This is a genomic window from Pseudomonas sp. RGM 3321 (assembly GCF_022836805.1).
GTDB lineage: Bacteria > Pseudomonadota > Gammaproteobacteria > Pseudomonadales > Pseudomonadaceae > Aquipseudomonas.
On record NZ_JALHBH010000109.1, the window covers coordinates 99,514 to 112,142 of the forward strand.

At 56.9% G+C, this 12,629-nt stretch carries 4 protein-coding genes; all 4 read left to right on the top strand.

What is annotated here, in order from left to right; genetic code table 11:
• The first annotated feature begins 2 nt into the window (after positions 1 to 2).
• The 4 genes from RGM3321_RS13765 to RGM3321_RS13780 all read left to right on the top strand — a co-directional run bounded on the left by RGM3321_RS13765 (position 3) and on the right by RGM3321_RS13780 (position 12,619).
• Positions 3 to 4,856 (top strand): neuraminidase-like domain-containing protein, encoded by a 4,854-nt coding sequence (locus tag RGM3321_RS13765; RefSeq protein WP_244393498.1) that lies wholly within the window; start codon positions 3 to 5, stop codon positions 4,854 to 4,856.
• A 19-nt stretch (positions 4,857 to 4,875) separates the two neighbouring features.
• Entirely contained in the window at positions 4,876 to 9,219 is a 4,344-nt protein-coding gene (locus tag RGM3321_RS13770; protein ID WP_244393500.1) for a SpvB/TcaC N-terminal domain-containing protein, read from the top strand.
• A complete protein-coding gene (locus RGM3321_RS13775; RefSeq protein WP_244393501.1) occupies positions 9,209 to 11,869 on the top strand; it encodes an RHS repeat-associated core domain-containing protein in 2,661 nt (886 codons plus the stop codon). The genes RGM3321_RS13770 and RGM3321_RS13775 overlap by 11 nt, the downstream gene beginning before the upstream one ends.
• A gap of 261 nt (positions 11,870 to 12,130) precedes the next feature.
• The gene (locus RGM3321_RS13780) at positions 12,131 to 12,619 is read left to right on the top strand and encodes a type VI secretion system tube protein Hcp (protein ID WP_244393503.1); all 489 of its coding nucleotides are present in this window, start codon (positions 12,131 to 12,133) and stop codon (positions 12,617 to 12,619) included.
• Positions 12,620 to 12,629 lie beyond the last annotated feature (10 nt).

Consider the following 12,629-nt stretch of genomic DNA (forward strand, 5'->3'; position numbering starts at 1 on the left):
TCATGTCCGATACCCTTGAAAGCCGGCTCAACGAATCCTTTCGCGATGCGCTGGTGGCGTACTATCTGGGTGAGGTCGTACCCAACGACCCTATGCTGAAGCGCCTGGGCCTGGACCAGCGCTTGAAAACGGCCAACGACCTGTACGAGTTTTTTCTGCTCGACAATCAGGTCGGCAATGAAGTCCAGACCAGCTATGTCGCATCGGCAATAAGCAGCCTGCAACAGCTCATCAATGGCACGTTACTGGGCATGGAGCCCGGCTATGAAACACTGCTGCCGACCGAAGCGCGCTTTGTCGAGTGGCGTGAACGCAGCAGTCAATACCCGATCTGGGCGGCCAATATGCAATTGGCACTGTATCCGGAAATCTATATTTCTCCGGCATTGCGCTTGAAGAAGTCCGGCTACTTCACGCAACTGGAAAACGATATCAATCAGAACAGGATCAATGTCGACACGGCGCAGGAAGCGGTAAAAGCTTACCTGGCCAGTTTTGAAGAAGTCGCCAACCTGACCATTATCAATGGCTATATCGACAGTGATCGATTTGCGCAAGGCAAGTACTACTTTATCGGCACGTCGCGCGCCGAGAATATTTATTACTGGCGCACGGTGGACATGAATGAGCGTGCCTACCAGGAAGGCACTGAAGGGCCGAAGTTCGATAATCCGACACCCGGTGCCTGGTCCGACTGGAAGCGCGCTGAGATCGGCATCAATGCCAATACGCTGGAAAGAACCATTCGCCCGGTGTATTTCAACAATCGGTTGTTTGTGGCGTGGGTGGACCTGGTTCACGTGACAGAACAGGTAGCGGTCACGCTGCCCGAAGGTACAGTCAAGCCAGCTGCCGATGGCAGTATCCCCATCACCCCACCGGCTGACATCGCGCCCTTGACGGTGGTCACACCCAATGTGCGTCTGGTATTCAATATTTCCTATAAAAAATACGACGACTCCTGGAGTGCGCCACACATCTACATGGACGTGACAACACCCAATGTCGTCACCCGGGCAGGCAAGGCAGTCAACCTTGAAAACGACCTGAACAGTATTGCGATCTTCGATGTATCGGCATCCCCGGAATCGCTGTTTATCGCGATGTATGCGGGTGAAACGCTGGCGCCTGGTGACACCGATGGCTCAACATCGACCTATGCTTTTCTGCACACGGCCTTTATCGACAAGAATTTCAACAAAACGCCAGCTTTTCCAGTTGCGAACTACGTAGACGCCGTTTCCGACAAGGCAGACCTGGGTCCGGAGCAGCCCCGCGTGCGCAAGACCTGTTGGGCATTTGCTTTAAAGAACAAGGGGAATTTTCAGTTTACGTGGAGCTTGTATATCAGGCTAAAACCATCCCTGACAACATCTCCAAACACTGGCGATACCTGGTGGGACTACCAAGACCATCAGGAAGCAATAGCCCAAATGACCGGTACCTATGCACCCCGCCTGGACCTTGAAAACGCCAAAATAAAATTAAGCACTGCAATAACCAAGGACATCCTCATTAAGGGTACGACTAAAACCACACTCGTATTGACTGAGCCCGCCAGCCAGTGGACGTTTGAGTTCATAACGACACCCTACGATCTCGACCTCGACCAGAACAGCTTTATATTACAGAACGGATCAAACTTAAAAATCGAATCAACCGGAGGCTATTGGGGCGATCTGTCGCTGAACCTGTATAGCGCCGTAGACGCCCTTCCCTCAAGCACCGCGTTCCTTCGCAACCAACACAATAGTTATTACCGCATAGAACGATATACTACCAGTTGGGACCTTAGAGACGGCAAACTGAAGGTGGGCGCTTTCGAGCTAATGTCGTTGGCAGCAACCGACCCGGAGGTCGTATCCTCGGTACTCATAGCACTTATACAAGGCGAAACTTCATATAACCTGTATCCCTCTGTACACGTAGGGCCTCACTACACTGAGGCGCTTTCTTTCGCTCAATGGTTCAGTTACCCATTGGATATGAACGTCCCCCACAACAACTCGCAAAAGCACCTGACCGCACGACCTCCGACCAGCAGTATTACGGCACCGAGCCGTTACGAAACAACCATCACGTTCGACAAGTCCACCTTGCTGCCAGATCTTCCAGAAGCCCAATTCATCAGCGGCTCGAAAAAGTTTTATATCACTCATGGCATCGGCGTTAACTCGGTTAATCCTCCGGTCTGGGTCGGCAACGCCCTCAAATCCACAGAAATAGAACTGGAGTGGGCAACCGCTGACGGGAGCGACCCTATCGCGCCCAAAATCAGCAAACGCATAAGCGCCATTCTGGGCATCGCCGAATACATCGATTTCTCCGCCTCCAGCATTCGGTTCAGCGACAACTCGACCACCGACACCCGCGACCCCATTCGCATGAACACGCTGTTCGCCCGCGAGCTGATCAACAAGGCCAACATTGCGCTCGAAGCCTTGTTGTCCTGGGACACCCAGCAGCTACAGGAACCGCCCATCGGTGATGACGCCATCGCTGACCTGATGGACTTCAAAGGCGCCAACGGCCTTTACTTCTGGGAGCTGTTTCTGCATCTGCCTTTCATGATCTCCCATCGCCTCAACCTGGAACAACGCTTCACCGATGCCGAACGCTGGCTCGGCTTAATCTTCGACCCGGGCCGTAAAAAAACCAGCGACGCACCGGCTTACTGGAACGTTCGACCTCTGGTTGAAGTACCTGATCCGGATTACTTTCTGCGCGCCCCGATCGACCCGGACGGTATCGCGGCAAGTGACCCGGTGCGCTATCAGAAAGCGGTGTATTTCCATTACATCAAGAACCTGATCGACCGGGGCGACATGGCCTATCGGCAACTGACGCCCGACAGTCTGGGCGAAGCCAAGCTCTGGTATGTGCGTATTCTCGATCTGCTCGGGCCGCGCCCGGATGTGAAACTGATCAGCCAATGGACGCCTGTGGCGTTGGGCGATCTGGCAACGTCCAGCAGTCCGGGGCTGCGGGCTTTCGAGCAGCAGCTTGTCGAGCAGGAGCAACAGGTACGTACCAGCGCCGCCTTCAACGACGGCAAAGCCACTGTCAGTTTCAGCCAACCGTCCCTGCGCCTGAGCACCTTCGGCAACGACCCGACAATGAACGAGGAAGATAGTGATCACTTCATCCTCCCGATGAATTCGGAGCTGGTCAAATATTGGGACATGCTTGAGTCGCGCCTGTACAACCTGCGCCACAACATGACGCTGGACGGCAAGCCACTCTCCCTGCCGCTGTTCGCTGCACCGCTGGACCCAAGAGCATTGCTCGCGGCCTACGCCAATGGCGCGACCGATGGTGGTGCTGGCAGCCTGCTGGCTCAGGACACACCGCACTATCGCTACCCGGTCATGTTCGCCAGAGCCAGCGCGGCGGTGGAAACCCTGATCCAGTTCGGCTTCACCCTGCTGTCGATCATCGAGCGCAAGGAGCAAGGGCAGTTGATGGAGCTGCAACAGCAGCAGGTTTGGGAGTTCGCCCAGTACGCCATTGACCTGCAACTTGAGGCGCAAAAAGTCGAAGTTCAGGCACGCAAGGCATTGGAGGCCAGCAAGGCCGTGATTGATGCCCGAGCCGGTTTTTACGGCCAGCTGGCGGCTGAAAATGTCAGTGCAGTGGAAATCGCAGCGGGTGCCGCCAAACTTGTTTCACGGATTGCCGAAAGCGCGGCCAGTGCGGCCAGCATCGTGGCTTCAGCCATGAAAGTAGCCCCTAATCACGCCGGTGTTCACGCCGGAGCAACCGGCGGTATGGCCGTTGGTGCCGCAGCCGGAGGGGCAGTAGGCGGCTTCAGGCTGGAAGGCGTACCGGAAATGGTTGCAACTGGCGCTCATGCGTTCGCCGCGCGATCTGCGGCCGTCGGCGATGCACTGGAGCTCACAGAAATGTACCGTCGCCGCCTGCAGGAATGGGAACACGCGCGTGATCAGGCGATGCTCGAATCTGAACAGATCACCTTGCAACTGGCTGTCCACGACGCCCAGACCCGCGTTACCGCCTTGCAACTTCGTCAGGCTCAGGAAGCCAAAAAACAGGCCGAGATCGTCTACGCATTTCTCAACAAGCGCTTCACCAACAGCCAGCTCTATCAATGGCTCAATGGGCAGTTCTCGACCTTCTACTACCAGGCCTATGACGCAACATTCTCACTGTGCCTGGCGACGCAAGCCTGCTGGCAGTATGAAATTGCCGACTACTCGGCCTCCTTCATCCAGCCCGCAGCCTGGAAAGACGCGTGGCGCGGCCTGGCTGCTGGCGAGGCCCTGAAACTGAATTTGCTGCGCATGGATGCAGCCTACATGGCCCGCAACGAACGCAAAATGGAGATCGTCAAGACGGTTTCGGTGCGCCAGTTGCCAATAACCGAGGGAGATGCTGCCGGGATCAATCACGGCTGGGATGCAGTGGTCGAGCGCCTGGCGCAAGACGGGATTGCCGAGTTCGAAATCACCCGAGCCATGCTTGACGACGATTACCCGGGCCACTATCTGCGTCGTATCAGACGCATCAGTGTGTCGTTGCCCGTCACGGTCGGGCCTTATCAGGACATCCGCGCCACCCTGACCCAGTCGTACAGCGCAGTGCAGATGGACGCACAGCCTGACGCGCCGCTCAAGGAAAACATGCGCGCCAGCCAGCAGATCGCCTTGTCTACCGGCGTGGACGATGACGGGCTGTTCGTTTTCAACTTCGACGATGAGCGTTATCTGCCGTTTGAGGGCACCGGTGCGATCTCTCGCTGGACCCTGAGCTTTTCCAACCCGGCATCGCAGCGCGACATGATCGACTCGATCACCGACATCATCGTGCACATGCGCTACACGGCGAAAAGTCGTTAACCGACAGGGAGCAGGCGTCATGGAAGCTCAATCGCAATCGCAGAATCAATCGCCGCAATCTCTCCAGCCGGCTGTTGCCACCCCGTCATTACCCAAAGGCGGTGGCGCGATTCAAAGCATCGGCAAGGGCTGGGGATCGGTTGGCACCAGCGGCGCGGCATCACTGGAGATCGCCCTGCCGATCAGCCAGGGCCGCGGTTACGCGCCCGCCCTGTCGCTGAGTTATCAAAGCACCTCCGGCAACGGTGTGTTCGGGCTTGGCTGGAATCTGAACACCAGCAAAGTGGCGCGTCGTGCCAGCAAGGGCGTACCGAGCTACAACGACGATGATCTTGTTTTCGGCCCCGGAGGCGATGTCTGCCTGCCAGAACGCGACGACAGCGGCGCGCTGGTTTCGAGTCAGGTCAGCCGCTACAACGGTGATGATCTGGATGCGACTTATCAGGTAGTGCGTTACTTCAGCAGAGTCGAAGGGGCCTTTGCGCGCATCGAGCATTGGCGCGTAAACAACACAGATCCCGGCTTCTGGCTGATTCACGGCGCCGACGGCAGCCTGAACCTCTATGGCAGGAAGATCTCGTCGCGTATTGCCGACCCGGCAGACATGAACCGGGTTGCCGAATGGTTGCTGGATGAAAGCATGAATGCCGTCGGCGAACACATCCTCTACGAATACAAGCCCGAAGACCATCAGGGCCTTCCGGAGGATCACCCGAGAAACTTCCGCGCCCAACGTTACCTGAGCCGGGTTCGCTACGGCAATGCCAAGGCGCACCCTTTGCTTTACCTGTGGGAGGAAGATTCGCTGGACGATTTGCTGTGGCACTTCGACCTGTTATTCGACTATGGCCAGCGCGACACCCGCAGTGATCCGCCGCCCGCATATGACGAGCAATTTACCTGGCCGGTGCGCAGTGATCCGCATTCAAGTTTCGCCTACGGTTTTGAGCTGGGTAATCTGCGCCTGTGCCGGCAGGTTCTGATGTTCCATCACTTCCCGAATGAACTCGGAGCATCTCCGCTGCTGACCCGGCGACTGCTGCTGGAGCATTATCAGACAACCCTCGGCTACAACATGCTGAGCGCGGCGCATTCAGAAGCATGGGATGGCACTGACTTGCGGCGCGTCGATCAGCAACCTCCTGTGCAATTTCAATACACCGATTTCAGTCTTGAGTCGGGCACTTACACGCCGCTGGAGCCCATGGCCGGCCTGAATGACGGCCAGCAATACCAGTTGGTCGATCTGTATGGCGACGGCTTGCCCGGCATTCTGTATCGCGACGACAAGGCCTGGCTTTATCGCGAACCGATCCGTGATACCGCTGGCACAGCAGATGCCGTTGCCTACGGAACCTGTCAACCGTTACCCCGCATTCCCACGGCTGATTCAGCCGCACCGGTACGTCAGACCCTGACAGATCTGACCGGCGACGGGCGGCTGGACTGGGTTGTCGCCCAACCGGGAATGGCCGGATTCTTTACCCTCAACCCTGATCGAAGCTGGTCGAACTACGCCACGTTCTCGGCTTTTCCTGCAGAGTTTTTCCACCCGCAAGGCCAAATGGCGGATCTGGTCGGCGACGGGCTGTCGGATCTGGCCTTGATCGGCCCACGTAGCGTTCGTCTGTACGCCAACCGTCGAGCCGATGGATTCGCCGCAGCGGTGGACATTCCTCACGACGAGGATCGCCTGCCATTGCTCAGCGACAGTTCCACTGAACTGGTGGCGTTCAGCGACCTGCTGGGTACCGGGCAACAACACCTGGTCCGGATACGGCACAACGAAATCCGCGTCTGGCCGAACCTGGGCCGAGGCCGGTTCGGCAAGGGTCAGTTGTTTGCCACGCTGCCCTACACCTATGAAGCTTTCGATTCGAGCCGGGTGCGGCTGGCGGACCTGGATGGCTCAGGTGCCAGTGACGTGCTTTATCTGCAAGCCGATGGCTTCCAGGTCTTCATGAATCAGGGCGGCAACGGTCTGGCCGCGGCCTTCGATCAGCCCTGGCCAGAGGGCGTGCGTTATGACCGATTCTGCCAGTTCAGTGCGGTCGATCTGCTGGGCCTCGGCTTTTCCAGCCTGGTGCTGACCGTGCCACACATGGCGCCCCGGCACTGGAGCCTTTACTACGCAGCCGACCGGACAGGCTCGGTGCACAAACCGTATTTGCTGAAGGCCTCGGACAACAATCTCGGTGCTGCCGGAGAAGTCAGCTATCGCAGTTCGGCGCAGGAATGGCTGGACGAAAAGAACGAGCTGCGGGGCGCAGGCAGCGTTGCTGTCTCGGAATTGCCGTTCCCGGTTCATGTGGTCGTCAGGCAAACCCTGCAGGATAAGGTCACTGGCAATACGCTGACTCAGTTGTTCCGCTATCGCCAGGGTTTCTATGACCCTCGCGAACGGGAGTTTCGCGGCTTCGGCCTGCTCCTGCAGACCGACACCGAAACGTCGTCGCAGAATCAGGAAGACTTTACCGCTCCGGTATTGAACAAGACCTGGTTCCACACCGGACGCTACCCCGCCAGACCTTGCACTGACTATGACCGCAGCGACCTCCTGGCACGCTTGCCCGGCGAGCATGTGCTGTCCCGACTCGACGCCGCAACCCAGACAGATCTGCCGATAACGGACGCGGATGATGCGACCTTGCAGGAAATGGCACGAGCGCTGAGCGGCTCGGTACTGCGCGGCGAAGTCTTTGGACTCGACGCCAGTCAACGTCCCACAGTGCTGTATTCGACCCAGTCCTGCCGCTATCTGGTTCGCCAACTGCAAGCATTGAGCGCACATCGACCCTACGCATCGATGCTGCCGCTGAGCCTGGAAGTCATCACCTATCGTTACGAGGCCGAGGAACTGGAGGATCCGATGTGCGAACACAGCCTGAACCTGGCGTGGGACCGCTACGGCTCGGTGCTCCACTCAGCCAGCGTCAACTATGCGCGGCGCAAGAAACCGGGCGACGCGCCGCCCTTTGCGGACCCTTACCAGCAACAATGGTGGGAAGCGTCGCACGACGAAGCTCAACAACAGTTCTACACGAATGAAATGCGCGCCGAAGCCATTCATCTGGACAGCCCGCAGAGCTGGCGTCTGGGGCTGCCTTACCGCACACGCAGCGATGCCATGCTCATTCCGGCAAGCGCCTTGACGCCTGCGCAGATCAGCTACGAACAGTTTGCCGATCCGGACGGGCCATTCGCCACCTTGCCACGCACGCTCACCAGTCTGTCGGTGCAACGCTACATCGGTTGTGGCGATGGCGAGGCGACCTTTCAGGCGCTGGCTGACGCCGTTGAAACGGCTGAACTGGATGATCATGCACTGAGCGCCTATGAGCGGGTCATGGACAGCGTCACTCTGGCCGAAAAACTCGTCGAGATCGGCTATCAGCAGATGCCCGGCTTTCTGCCGGCAGACAGCCTGAACCTGTGGTCGGTAAAACGCGGCTTCGCCACTTATGCCGGTCCGGAGCATTTCTTTCACCCCATCACATTCAGGCCCACACGCAGTCATGGCTGGAGTCTCGTCGAGTACGACGCCTACGATCTGTTCACGACTCGCATTACCGACCCGGCAGGCTGCGTCACCACGGCTGAATACGATTATCGTGTGCTGCAGCCAAGACGAATCATCGACCCCAATCAGAACAGTCAGGAAGCGGATTACGACGCCTTCGGCAGGGTATGGGCAACCAGCTTTTACGGCACGGAACTGGGTGAGGCAGCCGGTTTTCCGCCACTCAATCGCGCCGGACATTACTGGGCTTCTGCCAGCGATGTCGTACTGCAACTCGACTATGCGCTGGGCAGGCAGGCCAGCGCGGCCTATTACGATGGCAATACGGCTTTGGGGCGGGTCCACATCCCGCTGGCAACCGCTGTCCTGGTTGCAGACCGCTATCCCGAAGATCCGGACAGGCAGATCCGCATCAGCATGGCGTCGATAGACGGCTTCGGCCGCACGCTGCAAACCCGTCAAAAGGTGGAGGACGGCGACGCCTATTCCGTCGATGAATGGGGCAATCTCGAACTGGTCGGCGGTCAACCGAAAATTGTCCACGCATCGCCACGCTGGCGGGTCAGTGAACGGGTGGAATACAACAATAAAGGCCTGGCGGCGCGCGTTTACCGGCCGTATTTCGCCAACAGTCATCTGTATGTGAACGACGCCTCGATACGCTCACAAAACATCGTCGACAAACAGTTCTACGACCCGCTGGGGCGTCCGACCATCACCATTACCGCCAAAGGCTGGATGCGCCGGCAGACCTATCGGGTCTGGTACACCATCAGTGAGGACGAAAACGACACGGCCGAGGAAGTGCTGGCAGCGAGGAAGGCAGCCGAGCATGGTCAGTAGCGCGGTACATGCCCATACGCCGGAGTTGATCGTTTGCGAGGGTCGTGGCCTGGTTGTGCGCCAGGTCTTTTTACATCGAACCGAAACCATGGAAGCGGCCGCAATGCGGGTTACCCGACAGCGTTTCGACCCGGCAGGCAGAATGATCGCCGCCACTGATCCACGTCTGGCCAGCGCCAACCGGAGCACTGTCTACAGCCTTGGCGGCAACGCGTTGGCCACTGAGAGTGTCGATGCCGGCTGGCAACGGGTGTTATTCGGCGAAGCGGGCCAGGTCTTGCGCGACTGGGATGGTCGCGGCACCGAGAAGCAGCTCGAGTACGACCTGCACCTGCGCCCGACAAGGATCATCGAACAGAATCGGTGTGCGGAGCGGTTCACCTATGGCCAGGCAGATGCAGCGGCACACAACCAATGCAATCAACTGGTTCGTCATGACGATACGGCGGGTTCGCGCTTGCTGGCGGATTACGGGCTGCTCGGCGTAGCGCTTTGTGAAGAACGACAGTTCCTGAAACCCCCTGAAAGCCCGGACTGGCCGCTGGCCGAAGCCGAGCGCGATGCCTTGCTTGAGCCTGTCGTGCTGCAAACTTGCTGGCGGTTCAATGCGCTGGGCGACGCGCTTGCGCAGACCGATGCCATGGGCAATACCCAGGCATTTGGCATGACTGTCGCCGGGCAGTTGAAAGCGGCTGGACTGACATTGGCCGGTGCCTCACAGCCGCGGACACTGGTCAATGAAATTCATTACAACGCCTTCAATCAGGTCGAGCAGGAAACAGCGGGCAATGGCGTAGTCAGCCTTTATTCCTATGATCAACAGGACGGCCGGCTGACCGGGCTGAGCGCGATCTCTGCTGACGGCACGCTGCTGCAGCAACTCAATTACAGCTATGACCCGGTGGGCAATATCCTGCTCGTCAACGATGCGTCTCAACCGGACAGGTATTGCGACAACCAGCTTATCGAACCGATCAGTCGCTTTGCTTACGACACGCTGTATCAACTGATCGAAGCCAGCGGCCGTGAAGTCCGAAACGGTGCCAGCCATGGTCCGGCGCTGCCCGGTTTGCAACCTCTGCCGACGCTCGATCCTTGCCAGGTCAGCAACTACAGACAGAATTACAGCTACGACGCAGCGGGCAATCTGCTGCAAATGCGCCACGAAGGCGCGCACAACTTCACCCGCAACATGCACGTTGCACCGGACAGCAATCGCAGCCTGCCCGACGATGACGGGGATGTGGATTTCGCCACGAGTTTTGATGCCAACGGCAATCTGCTGCAACTGGTTCGCGGGCAGGTTATGGGTTGGGATGCGCGTAATCAGTTGCAGCACATCACCACTGTGCAACGTGAAGACGGACCGAATGATGACGAGCGCTATGTCTACGACGGCCAGGGCCAGCGTTGCCGCAAGATAAGTACCGCACAGGCCTCAGGCCGCACACTGACTAATGAGGTGCGCTACCTGCCGGGGTTGGAAATTCGTACTACGGCCGACGGAGAAACCCTTCACGTCGTTACCGCTCAGGCGGGTCGCAACAGCGTGCGGGTGTTGCACTGGGAGGCTGGAAAGCCAGGCGCTATTGCGAACGATCAGGTGCGTTACAGTCTGGGTGATCATCTGGGCTCGAGCACGCTGGAGCTTGATCAGCAAGGCGGTTTGATCAGCCAGGAAAGTTATTATCCGTTCGGCGGCACGGCCTGGTGGGCCGCGCGCAGTGCAGTGGAGGCGAAGTACAAAACCGTGCGTTATTCAGGCAAGGAGCGCGATGCCAGCGGGCTTTATTATTACGGGTTCAGGTATTACGCGCCGTGGTTGCAGCGGTGGATAAGTCCGGATCCGGCGGGGGATGTGGATGGGTTGAACGCCTATAATTTCGTATCGAACAACCCCGTCATGTTAATAGACAAGGATGGGAGAGTAGGCGAGCGAATCGCCGCAGCATACGCACCAAACGAACCCGCCCTTCCTTCATACTTTAAAGACACCTACTTATCCGAAGCCTCTAACGATCAGATGACTGCGGACGCCAGAGCCGGAGCGCTGTGGAATGACCCTCCCAGGTTCCTGGGAGCAGGGTACGCATACGCACCTGCCTGGTACTACAATGCCAACCTGCAGCAGCGTATAGACTTGTTGAATGAGCACTCATGGATGAGCCACGGCATCGTTACAACACTATTCAACCATGATCATGACCCTGTCAAAAAACCCTACGAAATAACATCCAGACACTGGAATAACGTTGATGAATTCACGAACACTTACACACCCGAGAAATGGATGATTCAATCCAATTTTAAGGTCAGCAAATCGAATGACTACTATGCGAGCGATGTTATTCGATATCAATATGAGACCGTGTCAAAATCATTGGGTTTCTTTGGAGTGTTACCTTCCCTTGTAGAGAACCAATACGTTATGAACACAAAAACCCTCAGCATCACCTCTGGGCTGGAATCCAGCACTCCTCACCTGTTAGACCTCTACCTCAATGAAACGCCGATCGGTAAAGGGACAAGTATTTCACTGACCGAGTTTCAAATGGAGGCAATGTGGGTGCAGCGCCAAATAGACCCCGTACTGGATCCGATCAGCCATTTTACGCTCGGAGTGAAACCCATCAATCATTTTAAATTGTAGACTCGCGCCACCCCCCCGATATTAATAAAACTCGGTATTTGCAACCGCAACTCAAAGCAATGCCTTCCTCACTTACAAGCCCCCCTGATAATGCACAGAGGCCGAAAGAGTCTGTACGACCATTCTGACAAAAAGTAGAGATATTTCAGTCAACACCAAAGGTTGCTGACCACCACGTTCGATAAAAATAAAGATTACGCTGCTGAAACATATGGATACCTGTATGCAACGTAAGACCGATCGAACGTGGAGATTTGAAACATGGCATTTGATGCGTACATCAAAATCGAAGGCATTCCAGGCGAAGCGCTGGATGACCGCTACAAGGACTGTATCGAGATCACCGGGTATGGTTTCGGCATGCACCAAAGCACCTCGGCCACGGCGAGTTCTTCCGGTGGAGCATCGTCTGGAAGGACTTCCTTGAGTGATTTCACGTTCACCAAATCACTGGACAAATCTAGCTGCAAGCTCATTGAAACCTTGTGCGCGGGCAGACACCTGAAAGAAGTCGTCTTGTCACTGCATCGTGCAGGCGGAGACAAGGTCAAGTACTTTGAAGTGTTGCTGGAAGAAGTCATCATTTCCAACTACACCCAGCATGCCAATGATGGCATTCCCAGTGAAACGGTCAGTTTGAATTACGGAAAAATAAAAACCACCTACACACAGCAAAAAAGATCGGATGGTGCCGGTGGAGGGAATGTCTCGGGGGGCTGGAACCGTATCAACAACAAGGTCTATTCCTGATTTTTTGAAC